The sequence below is a fragment of the Ensifer adhaerens genome (assembly GCF_028993555.1).
In the GTDB taxonomy this organism is placed as follows: domain Bacteria; phylum Pseudomonadota; class Alphaproteobacteria; order Rhizobiales; family Rhizobiaceae; genus Ensifer; species Ensifer adhaerens_I.
On record NZ_CP118612.1, the window covers coordinates 152,147 to 176,599 of the forward strand.

At 60.0% G+C, this 24,453-nt stretch carries 20 protein-coding genes; 14 read left to right on the top strand and 6 right to left on the bottom strand.

Going from position 1 to position 24,453, the window contains the following annotated elements; all coding sequences use genetic code 11:
• Positions 1-7: 7 nt before the first annotated feature.
• Together PWG15_RS33540 and PWG15_RS33545 are read right to left on the bottom strand one after the other, a co-directional pair.
• Positions 8-766 carry a GntR family transcriptional regulator gene (locus PWG15_RS33540; RefSeq protein WP_275027778.1) on the bottom strand — a complete coding sequence of 253 codons (759 nt, stop codon included), beginning with the start codon at positions 764-766 and terminating at the stop codon, positions 8-10.
• A 91-nt stretch (positions 767-857) separates the two neighbouring features.
• Positions 858-2,456, bottom strand: a complete 1,599-nt coding sequence (locus PWG15_RS33545) for a choline dehydrogenase (RefSeq protein WP_275027780.1) — start codon at positions 2,454-2,456, stop codon at positions 858-860.
• Positions 2,457-2,647: 191 nt separating this feature from the next.
• Between PWG15_RS33545 and PWG15_RS33550 the strand changes: the two genes are divergently transcribed.
• The 4 genes from PWG15_RS33550 (at position 2,648) to PWG15_RS33565 (ending at position 6,832) form a co-directional block, all read left to right on the top strand.
• Positions 2,648-3,979, top strand: a complete 1,332-nt coding sequence (locus tag PWG15_RS33550) for an ABC transporter substrate-binding protein (protein WP_275027781.1) — start codon at positions 2,648-2,650, stop codon at positions 3,977-3,979.
• A gap of 64 nt (positions 3,980-4,043) precedes the next feature.
• Positions 4,044-4,907 (top strand): carbohydrate ABC transporter permease, encoded by an 864-nt coding sequence (locus PWG15_RS33555; protein WP_275027782.1) that lies wholly within the window; start codon positions 4,044-4,046, stop codon positions 4,905-4,907.
• Positions 4,904-5,731, top strand: a complete 828-nt coding sequence (locus PWG15_RS33560; RefSeq protein WP_275027783.1) for a carbohydrate ABC transporter permease — start codon at positions 4,904-4,906, stop codon at positions 5,729-5,731. Before PWG15_RS33555 ends, PWG15_RS33560 begins: the two co-directional genes overlap by 4 nt.
• A 30-nt stretch (positions 5,732-5,761) precedes the next feature.
• Entirely contained in the window at positions 5,762-6,832 is a 1,071-nt protein-coding gene (locus PWG15_RS33565; RefSeq protein ID WP_275027784.1) for an ABC transporter ATP-binding protein, read from the top strand.
• Positions 6,833-6,974: 142 nt separating this feature from the next.
• Here PWG15_RS33565 and PWG15_RS33570 read toward each other — a convergent pair whose 3' ends face one another.
• Positions 6,975-7,850, bottom strand: coding sequence for an alpha/beta hydrolase family protein (locus tag PWG15_RS33570; RefSeq protein WP_275027785.1), 876 nt, complete (start codon positions 7,848-7,850; stop codon positions 6,975-6,977).
• Positions 7,851-8,162: 312 nt separating this feature from the next.
• On the opposite strand from PWG15_RS33570, the gene PWG15_RS33575 reads away from it, so the two are divergent.
• Positions 8,163-9,395: an MFS transporter gene (locus tag PWG15_RS33575; RefSeq protein ID WP_275027786.1), complete on the top strand. Its 1,233-nt coding sequence runs from the start codon at positions 8,163-8,165 to the stop codon at positions 9,393-9,395.
• A gap of 46 nt (positions 9,396-9,441) precedes the next feature.
• Here the strand turns inward: PWG15_RS33575 and PWG15_RS33580 are convergent, their stop codons facing one another.
• Both PWG15_RS33580 and PWG15_RS33585 read right to left on the bottom strand, forming a co-directional pair.
• On the bottom strand, positions 9,442-10,323 hold the full coding sequence (locus PWG15_RS33580; protein ID WP_275027787.1) for a sugar phosphate isomerase/epimerase family protein: 882 nt from the start codon (positions 10,321-10,323) through the stop codon (positions 9,442-9,444).
• Between the two features lie 30 nt (positions 10,324-10,353).
• Positions 10,354-11,289, bottom strand: coding sequence for a Gfo/Idh/MocA family protein (locus tag PWG15_RS33585; protein WP_425536848.1), 936 nt, complete (start codon positions 11,287-11,289; stop codon positions 10,354-10,356).
• A 198-nt stretch (positions 11,290-11,487) separates the two neighbouring features.
• Here PWG15_RS33585 and PWG15_RS33590 point away from each other — a divergent pair, with 198 nt between their 5' ends.
• Positions 11,488-12,312 (top strand): helix-turn-helix domain-containing protein, encoded by an 825-nt coding sequence (locus PWG15_RS33590; RefSeq protein ID WP_275027789.1) that lies wholly within the window; start codon positions 11,488-11,490, stop codon positions 12,310-12,312.
• 38 nt (positions 12,313-12,350) lie between these two features.
• Here PWG15_RS33590 and PWG15_RS33595 read toward each other — a convergent pair whose 3' ends face one another.
• Positions 12,351-13,040: a hypothetical protein gene (locus PWG15_RS33595; protein WP_275027790.1), complete on the bottom strand. Its 690-nt coding sequence runs from the start codon at positions 13,038-13,040 to the stop codon at positions 12,351-12,353.
• A 397-nt stretch (positions 13,041-13,437) separates the two neighbouring features.
• Here PWG15_RS33595 and PWG15_RS33600 point away from each other — a divergent pair, with 397 nt between their 5' ends.
• The 8 genes from PWG15_RS33600 (at position 13,438) to PWG15_RS33635 (ending at position 24,065) form a co-directional block, all read left to right on the top strand.
• Complete coding sequence (locus PWG15_RS33600; RefSeq protein WP_275027791.1) at positions 13,438-15,240, top strand: thiamine pyrophosphate-binding protein; 1,803 nt, start codon at positions 13,438-13,440, stop codon at positions 15,238-15,240.
• 103 nt (positions 15,241-15,343) lie between these two features.
• The gene (gene hisD / locus PWG15_RS33605; RefSeq protein ID WP_275027792.1) at positions 15,344-16,654 is read left to right on the top strand and encodes a histidinol dehydrogenase; all 1,311 of its coding nucleotides are present in this window, start codon (positions 15,344-15,346) and stop codon (positions 16,652-16,654) included.
• 63 nt (positions 16,655-16,717) lie between these two features.
• Positions 16,718-17,965: an ABC transporter substrate-binding protein gene (locus tag PWG15_RS33610; RefSeq protein WP_275027794.1), complete on the top strand. Its 1,248-nt coding sequence runs from the start codon at positions 16,718-16,720 to the stop codon at positions 17,963-17,965.
• 75 nt (positions 17,966-18,040) lie between these two features.
• On the top strand, positions 18,041-18,934 hold the full coding sequence (locus PWG15_RS33615) for a carbohydrate ABC transporter permease (protein ID WP_275027795.1): 894 nt from the start codon (positions 18,041-18,043) through the stop codon (positions 18,932-18,934).
• Positions 18,927-19,802 carry a carbohydrate ABC transporter permease gene (locus PWG15_RS33620; RefSeq protein WP_275027797.1) on the top strand — a complete coding sequence of 292 codons (876 nt, stop codon included), beginning with the start codon at positions 18,927-18,929 and terminating at the stop codon, positions 19,800-19,802. Before PWG15_RS33615 ends, PWG15_RS33620 begins: the two co-directional genes overlap by 8 nt.
• Before the next feature lie 4 nt (positions 19,803-19,806).
• The gene (locus PWG15_RS33625) at positions 19,807-20,907 is read left to right on the top strand and encodes an ABC transporter ATP-binding protein (protein WP_275027798.1); all 1,101 of its coding nucleotides are present in this window, start codon (positions 19,807-19,809) and stop codon (positions 20,905-20,907) included.
• A 9-nt stretch (positions 20,908-20,916) separates the two neighbouring features.
• On the top strand, positions 20,917-22,413 hold the full coding sequence (locus tag PWG15_RS33630; protein ID WP_275027799.1) for a GMC oxidoreductase: 1,497 nt from the start codon (positions 20,917-20,919) through the stop codon (positions 22,411-22,413).
• A gap of 5 nt (positions 22,414-22,418) precedes the next feature.
• Entirely contained in the window at positions 22,419-24,065 is a 1,647-nt protein-coding gene (locus tag PWG15_RS33635) for a GMC family oxidoreductase (RefSeq protein WP_275027800.1), read from the top strand.
• Positions 24,066-24,453: the final 388 nt, after the last annotated feature.

The following is a 24,453-nucleotide window of genomic DNA, read 5'->3' on the forward strand; positions in this document are numbered from 1 at the left end:
ACTGCTCCTAGAGACGATAGCGGTTGACGCTCAGCATGAAGCCGTCGCCCTTGTAGACGGACTTCACATATTCGACGGCCTGGTCGGTGTCGGTTACGGTGACACGCCAGACGGTGAGCACCGGCGCACCCGGTTCAATTTTCAGATGGCCGGCCTCTTCCTCCGTCGCGGATGTCGGCTCGAACAGTGCGTCGGTCCAGGTCGGAACGATGCCCCAGGTCGCTGCCATTTCCGCATAGAGCGAGGCACCTTCGAACGTCGCGCGCGTCGCCGATGGGTAGAGCGCTGCCGGCAGGTATGCATCCTCGAGTGCTACCGGATTGCCATCGATGCTGCGTACTCGACGCAGGAAGAGGAAATCCGGACCGCTTTCGCCAGCCGTCTGGAGATGCTTGCGGAAGGCGGGTGACAGGGCTTGGCCCTCCTCGTAGGCAACGATAGTCGAGCCAGGCTCGGCGCCGAGTTTGCGGACTTCCGTCGTGAAGCTGTGGAAGCCGGAGACACCCTTCATGCGCGAAGCGGTACTGAAGTAACCGCGGCCGTGTTCGCTGTAGATGACGCCGCGGGTCTCCAGTTGCTTGAGCGCCTGGCGAACGGTGACGCGCGATACGCCGAACTCGCGCGACAGTTCGCCTTCGGAGGGCAGGGCGAAATGTGCGCCGTTGCGCGCCTTCACCTCATTGTCGAGGATTTCGGCGACTTGCACATACATCGGCGTAGCGCCGCTCTTGCGGATTGGTTTCTTCTTCAGCCACATCTCGGTCATCGGTCTTCCTTTCTCCTGAGGCGGTCGAGCCGCTAGTCTCTAACATGTCGAGACAAGTCGGCAAGCACACCTGCAGGGTGCAGCCTTGTCTTCAATGCCGTGTCATGGTCGCGGCGATCTTTTCGGCCGCCATGATGATCGGTGCGTTGATGTTGGCAGACGGCACGCGCGGGAGGATGGAACCATCGACAATGCGCAACTTTTCCAATCCGTGCACCCGGCCAGTGGAATCGGTGACCGCGAAGTCGTCGGAACCCATGCGGCAGGTGCTCGTCGGGTGGTGTTCCGTGTTGGCCACGGTGCGCAGCCAGGCCTCGATCTCGGCGTCTGACGCCTTGATATCCGGTGTGTCGACCGCCTGACCGCGATAGCGACCCCAAGCCGGTTGGTGTGCCATTTCCAGCGTCTTGCGGATACCGTCCACCATTTCGAGCGTGTCGCGCCGATCGGTAAGGTAATTGAAACGGATCGACGGCTTTGCAGCCGCGTCGGCGGATCGAAGTGTGATCCGACCGCGGCTATGGGGTCGCATCTGGCTGACGAAATACTGGAAACCGTCGGAGATCGTCACCTTGCCAGACTGGAAATCAGCGAGGAACGGCAGGAACTCGTGCTGCATGTTGAAGTAGTCGATCGTGTCGCTGGACTTGAAGAAGGCGCCGACCTCGAAAAAGTTGGTGGCGCCCAGCCCGCGCTTGAACAGCAGCCATTCAATGCCGAGCTTCAGCCTGCCAGCCATGTTCAGCTGCCGGCGTATGGACACGCCGCCCGGCGACGTGAAGCGCAAGGGAGCAACGACGTGGTCTTGCAGGTCACCGCCGACGCCCGGAAGGTGGGCGGTGCTGCTGATGCCGTGCTCCTTCAGTGCTTCCCGGTCGCCGACGCCTGAAAGCATCAGCAGATGCGGCGAACCGACCGTGCCGGCCGACAGGATGGTTTCGCGCGCTGCGCGGATCGTTCGGCGCTCGCCGCGCTCAACGAGCGTGACGCCAACCGCCGCGCGGCCCTCAAGCAGGATCTTTTCAACGAGGCAGCCGGTCATCACGGTGAGGTTTGCCCGGTTCTTCGCCGGCGTCAGGTAGCCGAGACTGGTGCTGCAGCGGACGCCATCGCGGATGGTCGCCTGGGTGATGTGCACGCCATCCTGCGCGCCGCTGTTATAGTCGTCGGCGTCGCGCAGACCGAATTCTTGGCCGGCCGCAAGGAAGGTGCGGTAGAGCGGGTGGTCGGCCTTGCTGCGAACGACGCTGATCGGGCCGGCGCCGCCGCGCATCGGGTCGCGGCCGCCCTCGAAGCTTTCTAGTTTCTTGAAATAGGGAAGGCAGTCGTCAAAGTCCCAACCCTCGACACCGAGGTCACGCCAACCGTCGTAGTCCTGCCTTGCTCCGCGCACGAAAACCATGCCGTTGATCGAGGAGCTACCGCCAAGGCCGCGTCCACGCGCCTGGCCGATGCTGCGGCCATGAAGTTCCGACTCGGGCTCGCTCTCGAATTTCCAGTTGTAGCGGTCGCTTTCGATCGGGAAGGTCAGTGCGGCCGGCATCTGGATGAAGATGCTGCGGTCGCTCGGGCCGGCCTCAATGAGGCAGACGGAAATGGCCGGATCCGCGCTCAAGCGATTGGCCAGCACGCAGCCCGCCGAGCCGGCGCCAACAATCACATAGTCAAATTCCTTGGTTGCGGTGGGCATTTCTCTTGTCTCCGAACGGCGCTGGGCCGGATTTTTGCGCGGCCGCCCGACTTCGCCTCACGTTTGGAGAGCTTTTTAGAAGGGGCTGGACAGCGATCTGAGCCTGTGTTAGCTACTGTTTAACATGTAGTAACAAGTTGTCAAGCGGTCAACATAACTACATGCAACCAAAACAAATCGGGAGCAGAGCCATGAAACGAAGGGGATTCATCACGTTAGCGGCTGCGTTCGCAGCCGCTGCCTTGTCCACCAGCGCATACGCCATCGACTGGAAGCAGCAGTCCGGTCAGCAGATCACCGTGTTGCTCAGCGAACACCCTTGGACCTCCGAGCTTCGCAAGCATGTCGGGGAATTCGAGGCTGAGACCGGAATCAAGGTCAAGATCGACGCATTTGCGGAGGATCTCTATTCGGATCGCATGAACCTTGCGGTGCGCTCGGCCGAATCCGTCGCTGACGTATATATGATCCAGATGGACTCGGCCCTTTACACCCAGTGGGAGGCCGGTGTGGTCGAGCCGCTGACGCCCTATCTCGACGATCCTGCCAAGACGGATGCCGACTACAATCTCGCCGACTATCCGGAAGGTTTTCGCGCCGGCGCATCCTTCCCCGTCGCAGAACCGAACCCGCAACTCTATGCGATCCCGATCTCGTTTGAAGCCTACACGCTCTTCTACAACAAGGATCTGGTCGAAAAGTATCTGGGCGGCAAGGTGCCGGCGACGATGGATGAGCTGATCGCTGCAGCAAACGATATCAGCGCCAAGGGCGAGGGCAAGATCTTCGGCGCATCGATGCGCGGCAAACGCTCGGCCGAGCTGGTGGATACGATGACAGGCATCGTGCTCGACGCCTGGGGCAGCGAACCGGCGAACCTTCCCTATAACATCTGGTTCGATGGCGACTGGTCCAAGCCGCGCTTCAATGATCCGCGGGTCGCCAAGGGGCTATCCTACTATGCCGGCCTCCTCAAGGCCGGTCCGCCGAGCGCGCTTTCCTATGGCTGGGAGGATGCGAGCCGCTTCTTCTCGCAGGGTAATGCCGCCTTCTTCGTCGACGCTTCGGTCTTCGGTCCGGGCTTTGAGGATCCGAAGACTTCGGCAATCGCCGGCAAGGTAGGCTATGCGCCGCTACCGGCGTCCACGGGGGATATCGGCTACAGCGGCCATTGGTCATGGGGCATTTCGATTGCCAAGAACTCCCCGAAAAAGGACGCTGCCTGGCTCTTCGTGCAATGGGCGACGAACAAGAAGATGACGGCGGCGCTCGGCGTTGCGACCGGCGGCGCGCCGCGCGACACGTCCTGGGAGGATCCCGACTACGTCAAGGCGCTCGACGCCGGATACGTTTCCGCGGTGAAGGCCCAGATGAAGCACACGCGTCCGACATCGGTTTTCCGCCAAGGCTGGAACGATGTCGTGCTCTTGGTCGTCGACGCCATTCACCAGATCTACCAGGGCACCACGCCCGAGGATGCGGTGGCCGAACTTCAGACGAACGTCGAAGACACGCTGCAATAGTCCGTACCCTCCCGGGGCCGGACCGTCCGGCCCCGTTTCTCCCGAAAGCAGGATCGTATCGACCATGCGTCGTGAAAAACATATCCGTTGGCTGATCGCGCCGGCCCTCGTGCTTCTGGCCGCGGGAACGCTCTATCCGGTCATCTATTCCGGCTATCTGTCGCTCCTCCAATGGAACTGGGGCTCGGAAGCAAAGTTCGTAGGACTGCGCAATTTCGTGCGGATTCTGTCGGGCAGCGGTTTCCCTAAGGCGCTGTTCAACACCTTCTACTTCGCCGTCTTCGCCGTCGTGATCGAGACTTTTTTAGGACTGGGCCTGGCACTTGCCATCAACCGCATCCGCATTGGTGCGGGCCTGATCCGGACGCTGATGATCCTGCCGCTGATGGTCTCCGGCATCGCGGTGTCGCTGATCTGGAAAGTCATGCTCGACCCGACGCTCGGCATCGTCAACTATCTGCTGTCGCTTGTCGGCATACCCGGTCCCGCCTGGCTCGGTACGGTGCCGACCGCGATGCCTTCCATCATCATGATCGACACCTGGTGGCAGACGGCCTTCACCTTCATTATCCTCTCGTCGGCGTTGAAGAGCCTGCCTGCCGAACCGTTCGAGGCCGCAAGACTGGAAGGTGCGACACCATTCCAGACGTTCCGCTTCGTCACCCTGCCGATGCTGAAGCCGGTGTTGATCACCGTCATCATCTTCCGCACCATCGACACGCTGAAGGTCTTCGACATCATTTTCGGCACGACCGGCGGCGGGCCGCTACGGGCGACCGAGAGTGTCCAGACACTCGCCTACCAGACGGCTTTCAAATCCTACAAGTTCGGCGAGTCAGCGGCCATCGCCGTCGTTTTCTCGCTCATCATTCTGGTCCTGTGCATCATCTATCTGGTGATCGACACTGACGATGGAGAAAAGGCATGAGCCGCTCCTCTTCCTCTCGCCATGCCCTCTGGCCCTACGCGGTTGCCCTCGTTGCCGTGGTCATTTCGCTGTTCCCGATCTACTGGATTCTGACGATCGCGCTAAAGAACCGCGTCGACGCCTTCGCGATGCCACCGGTCTGGCTCTTCTCCCCGGTCTGGGAAAATTTCGGAAAAGCCTGGTCCTCGACCGGTTTTTCAGGCGCGTTCTTCAACAGCCTCATCGTCTGCGCCATCGGCAATGTGCTGGCGCTCGCGGCCGGCATTCCCGCCGCCTATTATCTCAACAGGAAGCGCGTGCCCGGCAGGCGCACGATCCTGATCTGGCTCCTGATCTCCTACATGTTGCCGGAGTTCCTGTTCATCGTGCCGATGTACGTGCTCTTCCAGTCCGTCGGGCTCTACGACACGGTGATCGGCCTGGCGCTGATCTACCAGGTGTTCACGCTGCCCTTCACGATCTGGCTGCTGCGCGCCTTCTTCGCCGATATTCCCGAAGCGCTCGCGGAGGCCGCAAGGTTGGAGGGCGCAAGCACCTTGCGCATCATCTGGACAATCTACGTGCCGATCGCAGCACCCGGTATCGCGGCAACGGTCATCCTCAACTCCATCAAGATGTGGAACGAGTTGACTATCGCGTTGGCTCTGACCTTCGAGAAGGCTCAGACCGTCACGCTCGCCGTCGCCGGTTTCCGCGGCTACGCCTCAATTGACTGGGGCGCGATGTCGGCCGCCTCCATCATCATCATCCTGCCCATGGCCCTGTTCGCCATCCTGGCGCAACGACGCATCGTCCAGGGTCTCAGCCTCGGCGCGGTCAAGTAAGCCGCACCCGATCAATCAAGGAAAAAAGCCATGTCCGCCGTTTCCCTTCAGGGCATCGATATCTCCTACGGCTCCGTCGATGTCGTCCGCAATCTCGATCTTGATATCCGTTCGGGCGAATTCGTCGTCTTCGTCGGTCCCTCCGGCTGTGGCAAGTCGACGACGCTTCGCCTGATCGCCGGCCTGGAGGAGGGACGCTCGGGCCAGATCTCCATCGGCGGCCGCATCGTCAATGACGTCGATCCGGCAAAGCGCGATGTCGCCATGGTGTTCCAGAACTATGCGCTCTTCCCGCACATGTCCGTCGCCGACAACATTTCCTTCGGCATGCGGCTGCGCGGCGAAGCGAGGGAGAAGATCCAGGCAAGTGTTACGGGAGTTGCGCGCATGGTCGGCCTTCAGGATCACCTGCACAAGCGGCCGGGCGCGCTGTCGGGCGGCCAGCGGCAGCGCGTGGCGCTTGCCCGCGCCATCGTGCGCAAACCGGCCGTCTTCCTGTTCGACGAGCCGCTCTCCAATCTCGATGCGGAGTTCCGCGCCGCCATGCGCTACGAGCTAAGCAGGCTCCACCGCGAACTCGGCTCGACCATGATCTACGTCACCCACGACCAGGTCGAGGCGATGACGATGGGCGACCGTATCGCCGTGCTCGCTCCCTTGAAGCAGGCTGGCCGCTCGAACCTCATGCAGTTCGGGACGCCGGAAGAAGTCTATCACCGTCCGGCCAACCTGTTCGTCGCCAAGTTCATCGGCTCGCCGCCGATGAACTTCTTCGACGGCCACGCGAACGGCGCTGCTGTCTCCATCGGTGCGCTCAGCTTTCCGGGCGCAAGCCATCTTCCGGCCGACCTCACGGTCGGCATCCGCCCGGAGCACGTTGGTCTCGGCACGGGCGAGGGACCTTCTGTTGCCGGCACGGTGGAGGGGGTGGAAAACCTCGGGCACGAGAAGCTCTGGCTTCTCGCAACTGAGCAGGGGCGGGTCGTCGCCCGCACATCGGGCGCGGTCAGCCACGCTGTCGGTGATCGCATCAGCGTGCATTTCGTGACGGAAAAGATCCACCTCTTCGACCGAGCAACGGGCGAGAGAGTCGAGGTCTAGGGGGTGCGTGGGCGCCTCGGAACCCCGGCGGGCTCGCGCCATGACCAGTGAAGGCTTTGGCGCCGGTGACAGCATAGCTGCCACCGGCTGGCCAACCGCTCGGGAGGTGTAACGTTACCAGCGGTTGGATTGGGCGATATGCTCATTCAGTCAAAAGGTGCCGTTGGAACCATTCCGCGCTCTTGGGGATCAGCAGGTCGTCGACGGTTTGGGTCGTAGTGCCAGCATTCCAATCGTGGTCGGAGTCGATCTCGACCAGGTCCTCGACCCCTTCATGATAGTTGAGGAGAATCTGACCGGCCGCCGGCTGTGGCGTCACAATGGTCTCGCGCTTTCCGACGATCACCCGCAGCGGTCCCGGGTATTTGCCTATGGCTCCTACCGGCGTGACAGTCGGCAACTCCTGGAAGAAGGCCGCTTTCAACTTGGTCTCTCCGCCCCAGGAGAGTTTCGCCGTCACGATGGCGTCGGGCGATTGCGCAAGCGCACCTTGAACAGTTTCGCGTCCCATGATCGTGCTGTAGGTCGAAAGCGGGTTCGTCACGGGGGCCCATAGCACGACAGCGGAAGCCTCGGGACGTTTCGCAGCCAAGTGGCCGCCGACGAGGCCACCCTGGCTGTATCCCAGTATCCCGATTTTTCTGGTGTCGATCGAGCTCAAAGCTTGAAGGTAGTCGAACGCAAGGACCGCATCCTGTATCTGCCCCGAGAATGTGGTCTCTTCCCACTTTCCGTCGCTTTCGCCTGAGCCATGGAAATCGATCCGCAAGCTGGCGATGCCGATCTCGGCCAATCGCTTCGCCGTGTGCGCAAACAAGCCGGCTTGGGAAGATACGATCGGGAATTCGTCCTTCTGGCCAGTAAAACCGTGGAGCATCAAGACCACCGGCGGGGCTGCGGCACCATCGGGTATGTTGAGCACGCCGACTATTCCGCGTCCGCCGTCCTCGATGCGGACTTTGCTCTCCGCGGCAAAAGCGCATGTCGCCGCAAGCGTGGCTGAGACCGATGCGACCAAGGACAACCAATTCATTCCCACTGCTCCTCTCAGAGTGATGCATTGCTTCGTCGAGCACCAAACTGAAGGCGTGGCGAGACATCGACAATTTCGCAAAGGGCGGCTTGGTGACGCTGATAGACGCAACACACGCTCACAAAAGATGCGTGCTTGCCCCCGAGAGAGTTGCGTCAGCCTGCGCCACGTGTTTGCGCAGTGCGAAGTTGTTGCCCATTCGTTGATTGCTAGAAGATGCCCGCCGCAAAGGCATAGCTCGCCGGACACCCTTTCGTTGTCGAGCACCCTGGCTTCTTGTCCAACTGGGATACCAAAATGAGCGCAAGCAGATTCTCCCTACGCGCACTTGCGACATCGAGGCGGGTTCGCTGTGCTCTCTTCTTTCTTGCGGGTGGTGTCGGCATCGGTGCCTGGGCGGCGAGTCTGCCTCTGCTTTCCGCCAAGCTGAACATCGACAAGGGGCAGTTGGGTGCTCTCTTGCTCTGCTTTGCTCTGGGCGCGATCGCGTTGATGGTAAACATCGGGCGGGTCAGTGACCGGCTCGGCAGCAGCCATCTGCTTAGTCTCGGCGGCAGCCTTGTGTTCGGTGTTTCGATCTTTGCGACCCCTTTCGTCGACGGGCTGCTCACCGTCGGCGCTCTTATCGTGGTTGCGGGCACGGGCTTCGGGACGCTCGATGTTTCCATGAATATCGAGGCTTCCGACATCGAGCGCGCATCGGGTCGCCACCTAATGTCGTCGTTTCATGCGATGTTCAGCATTGGCAACATTGTCGGTGCCTTCCTGGTTGGAGTCGTCTTGTCCTTCGGCGGACAGATCCACGCGTGTTTGGGAGGGGCTGGCGTCCTTGTCGTCATCACCGCGCTCACCTCCCGTATCATCGACCACGAGACGGACGAAATAGCGATACCGCCCGCCAAAGGCACAATTTCCGCAGCCAATCCTTCGCTCAGCAGACAGCAAAGGGTGCTTGTATTGACGTTTGGCGCCATTGGCTTTCTGGCCTTTCTTGCGGAAGGAGGCATCATTGACTGGTCCGCAGTTTACATGGTGGGAACCTTGGGTGCCTCTGAAAGCGTCGGTGCCTATGCTTTTGCGGCGTTCTCAGTCTCAATGGCACTTGGCCGGTTGCTCGGCGATATCGTCACGCAGCGGGTGGGGCACGTGAACATGCTCAGATTTGGCGGGATTGTCTGTGGGCTGTCGGTTCTTGCCATGCTCGTCGCGCACAACGTGGTGGTTGGCATGGTGGCGCTGGCTATTTGCGGCTTCGGTGTCGCCAACATGATCCCGGCCGTATTCGCATCCGCGGGAAAAGTTGGCTCGCATGCCGCCGGACGCGCGATGTCGATTGTGACCACTCTTGGATACAGTGGTCTGTTGATTGGACCGGCCTTGCTTGGGTTTATTGCGCAGATCCCCAGCCTCACCATCAGTCTTGCGCTTGTGGCACTTTCATTTGGAGTCATCTCCTTGGGCACGGTCTACCTGAAGCGCTTGGCCGCGAAATTTCAGCCAGAGATGAGGGGCTCGAAGCACTACGCATGATGCGGGGTTTCAACCGCATGCTGCCCAGCGTCGATTGGCACGTTCATCAATCTAGGATCATTCGCTCCATCAGCGTCTTTAGATCCCGCGCCACGTCGTAGCTGTTGTCTTGATGCTGCCGATTGCAGAAGAGTTCGCAGCTCCACCAGCCGCGATACCCCGTTGCCTTTACGGCGTCGACCCAACTTTGCAGGTCGAGGACTCCTTTTCCCGTCGGCACGTCGCGGAGCAACGCTTCATTCGGTAGTCCCCCGTGGTACTGCAGGGAATCGCACACATGCACGCCGTAGATGAGATCCTTGTCGAGACGCGCAATTCGATCCGGTGTGTCCCCAGAGGTATATGCGTGCCAGAAATCGATGACCAGGCGGACGTTGTCTCGCCGGCAAACCTCGATGATCTGCAGTTGGGCGTCCATCGTGTTGAGCGGAGTCCAGGAGAGAGATTCCAGATATACGATCAGCCCGTACTTTGCCGCAACATCAGCGACGGCACGCAGGTTTTCTGCAGTCAGTGTGATCTGGGTCTCGCTCGGCGCATCGATCAGGCCGCGATAAAGTGCGGGGTAGCGTTGAGCAGAAACAGGTTCGAAGGCCCGTAGGTCGAGCGGCCCGGTAATGGCCTCGATGCCCTTCGCTCCGATCGCAACCGCAAGCCTGCAGAGTTCCTCCGCCTCTCGCAGCATCTCTTCCCGGTCGGCTCCCTGGCGCTCGAGGTCGATGAGAAAGCCGATGCCCGGAACGTCAAGGGCCTTGAGGCGTCCCTTGAGATCGTCCTCTGTGAAACCGGAATTGAGAAATGCTGCGATTTTCGATCCCGAAGTTTCGAGGCCATCGAAGCCAACGGTTTGCGCGATATCGATATCGATCGAGAGCGTGTTGAACTTCGAAGCCATGGAGTGAAATATCAACGTGTCTCGCGTGGTCATTGCTTTCATTCCTGTAGTTGAATTGAAGGACTATTTGGATTGGACAGGTACGGTCCGCTGGCGCTTGTTGGAGGCCTTGATTGCCTCGGCCGCCCTGAGGGCTATGACGTTGTCGTCGCCTCGACAAAGCCAGTCGCAAGTGGTTCGCGTGGAGGCGAGAAACCCTTCGATCGTGGTTGCAGGTAGGTCCCTTTCCCTGACAGGAACCAGTTCGTTGCGGGCGTTTGCGCGCCGGGTCAGTGTGCCCGCCTTTCCGTTCAAAGTGCCCTGAGCGATCAAGGCCCCTTGATCGCCGGCCAGCATGACCAGGCTCTCGATTTCCGCGGTGGTATAGCTTTCGAACGCCTGGAACATCGCACCTCCGGACAGACGCATTGCGTAGGAGATTTGCTGCTTGCTCGCGACGTTCGGCGCTGCGGACAGCGCCGAGACTTCGATGGGCTCCTGTCCCGTCAAGAAGCGCGCCAGGTCGACGTCTTCGACAGAGACGTCAAGCAGGAGCTCGCCTTGAGAAGGCAATTCCTCGCTTCTTCGGTTTGGCGGAGAGTGATAAGGCGCGCCGCGGACGATCAAGAGCGATTGAAGTGTCCCAATATGCCCCTCAATCGAGAGGCGCCTCATCGTCTGGTGGACGATTGAGGCCCGAGAAGGCTGGTTTACCGCCAGCGCCACGCCTGCTGCCCTGCACTGCTCAACCAGTCCGCCTGCAATCCGGCTGCTGTGGGAAATGGGAGCGTCGCAAAGTATGTGTTTTCGTGCGTCCGCGGCCGCCGATATGTAGTGCTTCCGACGATCTCTGGCGGCGCTCACATAGGCGAAATCGACGAGCGGGTCGTTGAGCGCCTGGCTCGCTTCGGTCGACGTTTGCGGGATCTTCAGGTCTTCGGAAAAGAACTTGGCGTACTCCTTGTTCCGGCTGACGACCCAGCGAGCCTCATGTCCGATCGAACGGATCGCCGCCACCATGTGCTCCGTGGCGATGGTGCCAGTCCCCATCACCGACCATCCTGGCTTTCTCGAAGACGTCACCGCCGCATCCTTTCCACTCGATGTGTAAAGATTGGCTGGAGGAGCGCTCGTTCACAACTTCGCAAGTTGTTGAAGTGCTTCGCAAGATGAAGTATAGTTCGCTTCATATTGCTTCACATTGGAGAGTGCTTCCGGATGGAACATTTGGGGAAAGACGGTTCTGCATTGGCTGCAAACCTCCGCACGCTCTGCGAGCGTCACGGATCTGTCGCTGCGGTGTGCCGGAAGATTAACGTCAACCGTCAACAGTTTAATAAGTACCTGTCGGGAGCCCATATCCCTTCGGCCGCCAATCTGAGGATTATCGCCAACTACTTCGGCCTTAGCGTGCCGATCTTGTTTTCAGATCCGGATGAGTTCCGCACGCTTGTTGACGGAAACTTTTTTCATGCCATGCAGACCGCGCGACAACTGCCGGAGTTCTCGCGGTTTGTTTCCAACATGATCGTCGAGAACAAATCGGACCACAACGATATTGTCGGTATCTACGATCGATACCAGTATTCCTCCATCTACAAGGGATTTGTGCTGCGGTCGGCCCTCTGCATCTATCAGAACAAAGAATTCCTGCAGCACTACTGTGTGGAGAGATTTCCAAGCTTCGACGATCCAAGAAAGACGGAATACGTTTTCAAATACTACGGCTTCTGCTTTCCGGTGGCCGATCGATTGTTCACGGCTGATTTCGAGGGAATTCAGTCAAACGAGCTGACATTTGGCGTCTACGCCCAGGTTAAGCGCAACGCGAAGAAGTTCATGTTCGGGATATCGAGCGGGATCGCAGCAAATGTTTTCCGCCAGCCGTACTCCACCAAGGTTGCCCTCCATTACCGCGGCCCCGGTCTTCTCCGCCGCGAACACCTGAAGAGCCTGACGGTTATGGACCGCAACGATCCTGCAATCCCGCGAGAAGCGCTGCAATATCTGGGGGATGGTTCTGACATGATCCAGATGAACTGACGCGCCTAGTGCGCCAGTTCATCCTCGACCAAGGATGACTATGGGTGAAGCTCGATGGCGAGCCACACACTGTCGGTGTCGGCGTAGTAGCGATGCCAGGGATACGTCCACTCGTTGTGGCCGGTCACGCGGCAGAAGGGGTCATGCGAGTATCCGATCGGCATCAGGACGTCCTCATAAATGGTCGTCTGATCGCGGTGCTTGAATTTCTGCATCCGGCCAATGCCATGGATCTGCGTATGGGTTTCGAGGAACGGGTGTTCGTTGTGGATGAAGCAATCCGTATCGCCGGGCGACCACCACAGATTTAGCTTCAGGGTGAACTCCTGGGTTTCCTTCGAAGTCGCGCGTTCGTTGGTGAAGACGCGGGGATCCAGAGAGACCTTGCCGATCTCATCCTGCGCAGAGATGTAGAGCGGAGTATCTCTTGGAAAGCTCCGGATGCGATTTCCAAGCCAGTCCCAACCCCGGAACATGCAGCCACCAAGATTGGTAGGCTTCACGACCTTGATAAGGGCGGCACGTTCGGCGGACTTGATCTTTCCGCCCTTCAGCCAGGTCGATTTCCAGGCCGGCACGATCGCAGGGTGTTCATCGCCCGTGACCATGACCGATGGGCTCAGATTGACAACCACTGCGTCGTCTACATCGTAGTCAACCACATTCTCAACGAGCTTTGCGACGATGAATTCGTCGGCGAAGGCAAGGTTTCTGGTCGCGTTCTGCACGTCGGATGTCCTTCCAAGCATTTACTTTTTTTACAGGAAGCCACATCGCATTTCGTTACAAAAGTGCGCGCCTTTGTGATTCAGTATGCGTACTGAAGTGATCTCCGCTTCATATTGCGAAATGCTTGGTTCCTCGGCCGAGAACGCGACTGCCTGGAACACGCTCTCTCTTTGCAGCAACGGCCGCGCAATTCGGCGACCATTGTATGAGGTTGGCTTTCCCTCCGTCGGGTATTTGATGCACTTGGAAACCATGAGTGCGTCACCTTGCTTCAGTGATTCAACTCCTGCGAACTTGAAGCTTCCGCCATCTGGTCGAGAATAGTGCCATCGTTGGGTAGGTGCTTACTTCCGAATACCTCCCCGTTGAGAAACATAACAATCAGAGGGTCGATCAATGAAGCTCACAGGTGGCCAGGTAGTCGCGAAAGCGCTGAAGGAATATGGTGTTGAATATGTCGCCGGTGTGCCTGGACATGGCATTTGGTCGCTTTTCGATGCCTTTTTGCAGGAAGGTTCTGAGATCCCGTTCATCCAGGTGATGCATGAACAGAGCGCGGTGCACATGGCTGACGGCTACTATCGTGCATCGGGCAAGCCCATGGCCTGCTCGACCTCGGTTGGACCGGGTGCGGCCAACACGATCATTGGCCTGGCAACCGCCTATTGTGACTCGACGTCGCTGTTTTACGTCTCCGGCTCGCCGCAGACCTATATGCATGGCCACGGCACCATGCAGGAACTCGAGCGCCAGCAAGACAACGCCTTCCCACGCATCACCGAACAGGTAACCAAACGCGCTTGGCAGGCCAATTCCGTTGAAGTTCTCCCAAGCATCATGCACCGCGCGTTTAGCGAGATGCTGACCGGCCGCCCGGGACCGGTTCACGTCGAAGTCCCGATGAACGTCCAGGTCGAAACGGCCGATGTCGCCATCCATCCCCTTCAGAAGCGCTTGCCGATCGGCGTTGCCTACCCGGATCCGAAGGCGATCGAGGCAGCTGTAAAGGTCCTGCTTTCCGCCGAGCGCCCGGTTATCGTCGCCGGCGGAGGTGCGATCACTTCGGGTGCGTCCAAGGAATTGACGAGCCTTGCCGAAAAGCTCGGTGCGGCCGTCTCCATCACCTGGAACGGGAAGGGCGCGATTTCCGAGGACCATCAATTGTTCATCGGCGCCGTTGGCCAGACCGGAACGACGTGCGGAAACAAGATCACCGCCTCTGCCGACGTCGTGGTCTCGGTTGGTTGCCGGTTTACCGACTGGTCCGCATCGTCCTATGCGAAGGGCGTGTCCTTCTCGATCCCTTCGGCCAAGCTGATCCACATCGACCTGGATCCACGCGAGATCGGCAAGAACTATGAAACCGAGGTTGGCATCGTCTCGGACGCCAAGGTCGCTCTTGGAGCCATTCTCGCGCTGATTTCCGACGCCGATAGCAAGAAGATGATGTCGCGCCGCGAAACGTTCCTCTCCGACGTCCAGAAGGCAAAGGCGGAATGGCGCGCGCAGGTCGAGCCGCGCGAGAACAGCCGCGAAACGCCCTTCACCTCCCAGCGACCGCTTATGGCGCTTCGCAAAGTGCTCGACAGGGACGGCATCGTCGTGGTCGGCTCCGGCAATACCCAGGGCTCCGTCAAACAGAGCTTCCCGGTCTACGAGCCGCGCACGCACCTCACGTCAGGCTCCTACTCGCCGATGGGTTGGGCCGTGCCCGCAGCACTTGGCGCGAAACTCGCTTGCCCGGATCGCCAGGTGGTCGCCATCGTCGGCGACGGGGATTTCATGATGTCGCTGCCGGAAATGGGCACGGCTGTCATGAACGGCATCAACGCGGTCTTCCTTGTGCTCAACAACCAGGGATACATGTCGATCCGTGGCGGTCAGCGGAAGTTCATGGGCCGCCACATCGCCTCGGAATTCAATCACCACGCCGGAAACGGCGCGCCCTACTCGGCCGACATCGCGGCTTCGGCCCGCGCATTCGGGCTTGCGGCCTGGAAGGTCGAAAGGGACGAGGATCTCGAAAGCAGCCTCAAGGCAGCGCTCGAGTGCGGCGGCCCGGCGCTGGTGGAGGTCATCGTCTCTCGCGACGCAGCCGGACCGTTCGCCACCGGCTGGTGGGACTTCCCGTCGCCTGCCTACTACGAAAAGGAACAGGCAGCCTACGCCGAGATGCGTGCACGTGAGCAGCATCTGTAAGTAACTGAGAAGGGGTGCGCGCTCCGGCCCGCACCCCACCATTCCATCCCACATCCCCTCGGATCGCGGAGCGTCGTGCTTCCGCAAACGAAGAGCTATTGTCATGATACGACACATTAAAACCGCGCAGGCATCGGTCACCGGCAGCACCGACGGCTCAGTCACCAAGACCGTAGAGGCCCTGCTTGCAAAGGTGGAGGCCGGTGGCGACAAGGCGGTGCGCGAACTCTCCGTGCAATTCGACAAGCTCGACCGCGAATCCTACCGCCTGACAAAAGATGAAATTGCCAACTGCATCAATTCGCTGACGAGCCGGGAGCGCGAGGATCTCGATTTCGCGCAGGATCAGGTCCGCAAGTTCGCTGAGGCGCAGAAGGCTGCGCTCTTGGATATTGAAGTTGAGTCGCTGCCGGGCGTGATCCTTGGCCACAAGAACGTACCGATCCAGAACGTCGGCTGCTACGTTCCAGGCGGCAAGTATCCGCTGCTGGCATCTGCGCACATGACCGTCCTTACGGCTCGTGTCGCCGGATGCGAACGGGTTATCACCTGCGCGCCTCCTTTCCAGGGGAAGCTCGCCGAAAAGATCGTCGCTGCCCAGGCGCTTGCTGGGGCCGACGAGATCTATTGCCTGGGCGGCGTCCAGGCGATTGCCGCAATGGCCTATGGCACCGAGACCATTGCCCCTGTTGATATGCTTGCGGGCCCCGGAAACGCCTATGTCGCCGAAGCCAAGCGCCTGCTCTTCGGCAAGGTTGGCATCGACCTTTTTGCCGGCCCGACGGAGACGCTCGTCATTGCCGACGACAGTGTCGACGGTGAGATCGTGGCGACGGACCTTCTCGGCCAGGCCGAACACGGCGCCAACTCCCCGGCCGTCCTCATAACCAATTCGGAAAAGCTCGCCCGCGAAACGTTGTCGGAAATCGAGCGCCTGCTGAAGATCCTGCCGACCGCCGCAGTGGCTGCCAAGGCCTGGGAAGATTACGGCGAAATCATCGTCTGCGACACCCTCGAAGAGATGGTCGCAGAAGGCGATCGGGTCGCCTCCGAGCATGTCCAGGTCATGACGAGGGATCCCGACTACTTCCTGAACAACATGAAGAACTACGGCGCATTCTTCCTCGGCGCACGCACGAATGTCGCTTTCGGGGACAAGGTGATCGGCACCAACCACACGCTGCCGACCAACAAGGCCGCCCGCTATACCGGTGGCCTATGGGTCGGGAAATTCCTCAAGACCTGCACCTATCAGAAGATTCTCACCGATGAGGCGTCGGCCATGATCGGTGCATACGGCTCCAGGCTCTGCCTCATGGAAGGCTTCGCCGGGCATGCCGAACAGGCAAACATCCGCGTCCGTCGCTACGGCCGAAAGAACGTCGGATACGCGATGCCTGCTGACCCCAGCTAATGCCTTCGCCCAAGAGCCTGTGAAGGGCCGGCGATCTAAAACCAACCAGAGAGGACTATCCATATGTCAAAGTTTTTTTCCGCCCTTGTCGCTGCGACGATGCTTGTTCCGGTGGGAGCACGTGCCGAAGGGTCGATCGAGGTTCTTCATCACTGGGTCTCGCAAAGTGAAGTTGACGCCTTGAACGTGATCCGCAAGGACCTCGAAGCCAAGGGCTTCCAATGGAAGGATTCCGCCGTCGGCGGAGCAAGCGGCGCGAACGCGCAGCAAGCTCTGCGCGCGCGGCTTACCGCCGGCAATCCGCCGGGGGCGATGCAGTTCCTCGGCTGGGAGGGCGTGCAATGGGCAGAGCAGGGTGTCGTGCGTGACCTGAACGATCTTGCAGCGGCAGGTGGGTGGCGCGAAGCGCTCGCTCCGCAGCTTCTGCCTTTCGTGACATCGGGCGACGCATTCATCGCTGCGCCGATCAACATGCACCGGCAGAATTGGGTCTGGGCCAACAAGAAGCTCTTTGACGATGCCGGCGTTTCGGTTCCCAAGAATTGGGCGGAGCTCATCGACGCGGGCAAGAAGCTCAAGGAAAAGGGTGTCGTCCCGATCGCGATGGGCGACGAGCCCTGGCAGATCGGCATCATCTTCGACGCTCTCCTGTCGGATATCAACGGTCCCGAGTTTTACCAGAAGGCAGCCATCGATCTGGACCCGCAGACGCTCGCCAGCCCCGAAATGGCAAAGGTGTTCGACACCTTGCGCGAGGTGCGCGGTCTGGTCGACGACAACTTCGTCGGTCGCGACTGGGCCGTTGCCACGGGCATGGTCATCAATGGCGAAGCCGCCATGCAGTTCATGGGCGACTGGGCGAAGGGCGAGTTCCTTGCAAAGGGCCTGAAGCCGAACAAGGATTTCTACTGCTTTGCGACGCCCGGCCAAGTCACCGCTTTCCAGTACATCATCGACAGCTTCGGAATGTTCACAGTGAAGGACGAGGACCTGCAAAAGGCCCAGGTGGCCCTTGCCGAAACGATCATGGACCCGAAGGTTCAGAAGGGGTTCAACCTTATCAAGGGTTCGATTCCTGCACGTATCGATGTGTCGGTCGACGAATTCGATGATTGCGCGAAGCTCGGTTACAGCGAGCGGACGGCGGCGATCGAGAAAGGCAGTATGCAAGGTGCCATGACCCATGGCTTCGCTGCGAAGCCGGAGTTCGCCGCTGTCTTCAGCGACGTCGCCGCGCAGTTCTTCGTTGGCAACATGAGCTCCGACGACGCGGTCAAGATGCTGGTCGAAGGCATCGACAACGCCCGCTAACCCGAACTCGCCTTGAGAGCGGGCCGGGGTGTCACAACCCGGCCCGACCGTTGAATTCGCCATCGGAGCAGATCCATGAGCGCCTCCAAGCGCATGTCCTCACGATTGGCACGCTGGCTTCCACGCCTTGTCGTTGCTCCCAGCCTGCTGATCGTCGTCATTACAGTCTACTTGTTCATTCTTTGGACCGGGCTGATTTCCGTCACTTCCTCGAAGTTCGTGCCTGTCTACGACTTCGTGGGGTTGGAGCAGTATGTGCGCCTGTGGGCGACGCCGCGGTGGCACACTGCGGTAGCCAATCTGTTCATCTTCTCCGCGCTGTTTCTGGCGCTATCGACGGCTCTTGGCCTCCTCCTGGCCATCCTGCTCGATCAGAACATCCGCGCCGAAGGGGCTTTGCGGGCGGTCTACCTCTACCCAATGGCGCTCTCGTTCATTGTGACCGGAACGGCCTGGAAATGGATCATGAATCCGGGGCTCGGCATACAGAAGGTCGTCAACGACCTCGGCTGGGAGACGTTTCGCTTCGACTGGATCACCGATCCCCAGATGGCGATCTACACGGTCGTTATCGCCGGCGTCTGGCAGTCCTCGGGTTTTGCGATGGCCATCTTCCTGGCGGGACTGCGCGGGGTCGACAACTCGGTCATCAAGGCAGCGCAGATCGAAGGCGCGAGCCTTCCGCTCATCTATCGCCAGATCATCATTCCGATGCTGCGTCCGGCAATGCTCAGCGTCATCGTGCTGTTGAGCTACATCGCCATCAAGAGCTTCGACCTGGTGCTGGCGCTCACAAATGCCGGGCCGGGCGCTGCCACCGAGCTGCCGTCAACCTTCATGTTCGCTGCCACCTTCCGCCGCAACCAGATGGGAGTGGGGGCTGCCAGCGCCGTGATGATGCTGATGACGGTCGCGGCGATCATTGTGCCGTACCTCTATTCCGAACTTCGGGAGCGCAACAATGGCTGAAGCACTTTCACAATCCGGAAAGGCGCGCCTGGGACGGTTGGCGATCTATGGCTGCCTTCTCACGGTAGCGCTGATCTACCTGATACCCTTGTGGGTCATGGTCGTGACGTCTCTCAAGTCGCTCGACGAAATCTACGCAGGCTCCTTCATCGGCTTTCCGAAGACCGTGACCCTGGACGCCTGGCGTGCGGCCTGGTCGCAGGCATGCATCGGAACCGAGTGCACAGGGCTTAAGCCCTACTTCGTGAACTCGCTGCTGATGGTCGTCCCCTCGGTCATCCTTTCAACGGGGATAGGCGCCATCAACGGCTACATCCTGACGAAGTGGAAGTTTCCCGGCGCAAACTTCGTGTTCGGCCTGCTCCTGTTTGGCTGCTTTCTGCCGTACCAGGCGGTCCTGATCCCGATGGCACGCACCCTTGGCATTCTCGGGCTGGCGGGCAGCATTCCGGGCCTGATCTGCGTGCACGTCGCCTATGGCATCTGCTTCACGACCCTCTTCTTCCGAAACTACTTCGTGTCACTTCCAGACGAATTGACCAAGGCAGCCATGGTGGATGGAGCGGGGTTCTTCCGGATTTTCTGGAGCGTCATCCTTCCGACGTCGATCCCCATCATCGTTGTGTCCTGCATCTGGCAGTTCACCCAGATCTGGAACGATTTCCTCTTCGGCGTCTCGTTCACGTCGGGGGCAAGCAGTCCGATAACCGTTGCGCTCAACAACATCGTCAACGTGACCACCGGGCGCAAGCAATACAACGTCGATATGGCCGCTGCCATGATCGCCGCGATCCCCACCCTCTTCGTCTACGTCGTCGCTGGACGCTACTTCGTCCGCGGGTTGACCGCTGGCGCCGTGAAAGGCTGATCCCATGTCTACTCTTGAAATCGATCGTGTTCGCAAGGCCTACGGAAGCCTCGAGGTTCTCAAGGAAGTCTCGATATCAATAGGCACCGGCGACTTTCTGGTGTTGCTCGGCCCCTCCGGTTGCGGAAAGTCGACGCTTCTCAACATGATTGCCGGGCTTGAAACCATCAGTGGCGGCGACATTCGCATTGCGGGAAGGGTCGTAAATCACCTGTCGCCGAAAGACCGGGATATCGCCATGGTGTTCCAGTCCTACGCACTCTATCCCACGATGACAGTGCGCCAGAACATCGAGTTCGGCATGAAGATCCGGGGGCTGTCGCAGGCCGAGCGGGATAAATCGGTGAAGACGGCCGCCGACCTGCTGCAGATCACGCATCTTCTTGACCGGAAACCGTCGCAGCTTTCGGGTGGTCAGCGCCAGCGCGTGGCGATGGGGCGCGCCATCGTGCGGCAACCGAAACTGTTTCTGTTCGATGAGCCGCTGTCGAACCTTGATGCGAAGCTTCGCGTCGACATGCGGACAGAGATCAAGCGCCTTCACCAGCGTCTTGGCACGACCATCGTTTACGTGACGCACGACCAGATCGAGGCCATGACGCTCGCAACGCGCGTCGCTGTCATGAAGGACGGTGTGGTTCAGCATCTGGATGAGCCGCAATCGGTCTATGACCGCCCGGCCAACGTCTATGTGGCGCGGTTTGTCGGCTCGCCGGCCATGAACATCGTGCCCGGTGTTCTGGAGGTCCAGGGCGACAATGTGACGGCGAAAGTCGATATCGCGGGCAAACCGCCCGGCAGGATTACCGGCATTCCGCTGTCGGCCGAGGCGGCCCGCAAGTATGCCGGAAAGAAGGTTTTGGTCGGTATCCGGCCGGAGAACTTCTCGGTCGCCGGCGGAGGGGCGGCTGCGATGCTTGCCGTCAATGTCGACGTTGTCGAGCCCACGGGTCCGGACACCCTCGTCGTGTTTCACCTTGGCGGGGTCGAAGTAACGGCCCGCTTGCCGCCCAAGCAGGTCGATGCTGGTCGCGAGGCCGCCTTGTCGATCGACACGTCCAAGATCGTTCTTTTTGACGCTGACACCGAAACGCGCATCGATTGAGTACAAGCAATGGCACAGACCGCTGACATCGTCATCATAGGATCCGGCATCGGCGGAGCATCGCTTGCCTCAAGCCTCGCACCGTCCGGCCGGCGCATCGTCATCCTCGAGAGGGGTGATTTCTTGCTTGATGCCCCCCAAGCCAGAGACGACATCGAGATCTTCCAGAAGGGATACTATCGCAACACCGAGGAGTGGTACGGGACAGACGGACAGAGCTTCCTGCCCGGGAACTACTATTACGTGGGCGGAAACTCGAAGTTCTTCGGTGCGGTGATGTTCCGCTACCGCAAGGAGGATTTTCTTCCGCGAAGCCACATGGACGGGGCATCGCCGGGGTGGCCGATCTCCTACGACGAATTGTCACCGTGGTACGATGCGGCAGAAGCGGTCTTCCAGGTGCGCGGAAGCACCAGAGACGATCCGACGGAACCACCCCACTCGCAGCCCTATGGCTATCCGCCCGTTCCCGACGAACCGGCAATCGCTGCCGTGCGCAAGCGGCTTGAAAAGGCGGGCATTCATCCCTCGCCCCTGCCGCTCGCGATCGACATCGAAGCCTGGCTCCGGCGCGCGAAAACCGGATGGGATGCGTTCCCGAACACAGGGCAAGGCAAGATCGACGCGGAAGTCGGGCCCCTTTCGCGCGCCTTGGCGCATGAAAACGTCAGCCTGATAACGGGTGCCAACGTATCGCGCTTGGAGACCGACGGCAGCGGGAGAAAGGTCGTCGCGGCCATCTTCACCAAAGATGGCGTTGAGCAACGGATTTCGGCGGATACTTTCGCGGTGGCCGCCGGGGCGGTGCAGTCCGCAGCCCTGTTGCTCCGATCGGCCAACAGCGCGCACCCGACCGGCCTCGGCAATAGTTCCGACCAACTCGGCCGCAACTTCATGAACCACAATACAAGCGCAATGCTGACGATCGATCCGCTTGCGCCCAACACAAGCGTCTACCAAAAGACGATCACCTTCAACGACTTCTATAACGAAGACAATGAGTTCGGTTTTCCGCTCGGCAACGTCCAACTGCTTGGGCACATCACCGGCAACATCTTGAAGGCCAATTTCCGCGTTCCGGCTCCCGCCTGGTTTACCAGGGTCCTTGCACGCTACGCCTACGGCTGGTTCCTGACGAGCGAGGACCTGCCAAACCCGGAGAGCCGGGTAATGGTGCGCGACGGCCGAATTGTCATGAATTGGGTTCGCTCGAACATGCGGGCGCACGAGGCATTGATCAAGAAGACCCGCGCTGCCATGCGAAAGGCGGGCTTTCCAATCGTGCTGACGCATACGTTTGGTCGGAAAACGACGTCTCATCAATGCGGCACTGCACGCTTGGGCAACGATCCGAAAACCTCGGTCGTCAATCTGGATTGCCGCAGCCACGACGTCGAGAACCTGTACGTCACGGATGCCTCCGTCCTGCCGACATCGGCTGCGGTCAATCCGGCTCTTACGGTAGCAGCCCTGGCCATCAAGGCCGGCTTTTCCATTGCGAGGTAACCCTGATGTCGTTTTCCGATTGGGTGTCAGCGCGCTTGGGAATATTGCCGCCAGCGCCAGACGAGCTCTTCACCTACGACTATATCGTGGTTGGAGGGGGATCGACGGGATGCGTCATTGCCTCCCGCTTATCCGAGGATCCGAGCGTCAACGTCTTGCTTTTGGAGGAAGGTCCTAGAGACCTCAATCCCTACATCCATATTCCAGGCGCCTACTACAAGACGGCTCAGGGCTCACTTCTGAAGCGAATCCCATGGGAGCCGCTGCCCGAGCAAGGGCGGAATGCCAACCCGACCATGGTGCAGGCAAGGGTGCTGGGCGGCGGAAGCTCCGTCAACGCCATGATCTACATCAGGGGCGTGCCGTCGGACTACGACCAATGGGTTCGTATGGGAGCGGATGGCTGGGCATATTCCGATGTCCTGCCCTATTTCAAGCGGGCGGAAAACAACAATCGGTTCTGCAACGAGGCGCACGGCGTCGGCGGTCCGCTTGGCGTATCGGATGTGGACTATATCCATCCGTTGACGCGTGCCTGGCTGCAGGCGTGCCAGCAGGCCGGCCTCCCGTACAATCCGGACTTCAATTCCGGGGACCAGACAGGCTGCGGCCTCTACCAAATAACCGCTCAGGATGGCCGCAGGAGTTCGGCGGCGGTCGCCTATCTGAAACCTGCCCGCAACCGCCGCAACTTGCGCGTCGAAACAGGCACGACGGTGACGCGCGTCATCATCGAAAAGGGAAGGGCGGTCGGCGTCGAGTGCATGCGCGGCAAGCACAAGGTCACGCACAGGGCGAGGCACGAGGTCATCCTGTCGGCCGGTGCGATTGCCACGCCAAAACTGCTCATGTTGTCGGGCATCGGGCCAGCCGATCAGATTCGGTGCCAGGGCATTGATGTGCAGGTGAACCTGCCGGGTGTCGGGCAAAACCTGCAGGACCACATCGAGATTTCGCTCGTCTATCAGCTCAACGGACCGCACAGCTACGACAAATACAAGAAGCTGCATTGGAAGGCGGCGGCTGGTTTGAACTATGCGCTGTTTCGAAACGGCCCGGCTTCCTCCAACCTCATCGAGGGAGGGGCGTTCTGGTGGGGAAACCGGAACGAAGCGGTTCCAGATATCCAGTACTTCATGGTCGTCGGCGCAGGCATCGAAGAAGGTGTTGACGCTGTTCCGGGCGGTAACGGCTGTACCGTGAACCTCGGGCAGATAAGGCCGAGGTCCAGAGGCGAAGTAACGCTCGTCAGCGCTGACCCTTTGTCAAATCCGCGCGTCGCGCCACGCTATTTCTCGGATCCATATGATCTGGAGGCGATCACTGACGGGACGATGGCCGCGATCGATATCATGTCGCAGCCGTCGATCGCAAAATACGTAGCGGCACGGCATACCCCGGCGTCGCGAATGAAGACACGTGAAGAGATCAAGACGTTTTGCCGGCAAGATGCGCATGCGGCGCTGCATCCATCGGGAACGTGTCGGATGGGCAGGGACGAGATGGCTGTCGTCGACCCTGAGCTCAAGGTCCATGGCGTGGAAGGCCTGCGTGTTGCAGACGCATCCATCATGCCAACGCTGATATCCGGGAACCCGAACTCGGTTTGCATCATGATTGGCGAGCGGGCGGCAGACTTCTTGCGCGCCTGAATTCGGGCGACCTCGGGCGCCTGCGAAGTCTTTGTGTTTCGGCGGCGGTCCGGCCGCTGAAGCCATGACGAACTGCCGTGTTGGCGTCGCCCTCCCGGTGCTACTGGGTCGACGCATGGAAGCCTCGCCCCCGTTGCGCATGGCAAATCACGGGGCGGTGATAGGCGTACTCATCCCGCATCCCGGCGCAGGCACCAGATGGCGCCTGCAAAACCGATCGTGTCATTTAGCCACATCTGCCGCTGTGCCGCCCTGACAGATCGAGCGCTGTGCGCATTCCGCGAGGCATCGGTCGCCGGTGCCGATACTCGCTGATCTTCAGTAGATGCCTAAATGCGCAATTGTTTGTGCGTGATATTGCGTAATTATGCGTGTTCGTGCATATTGA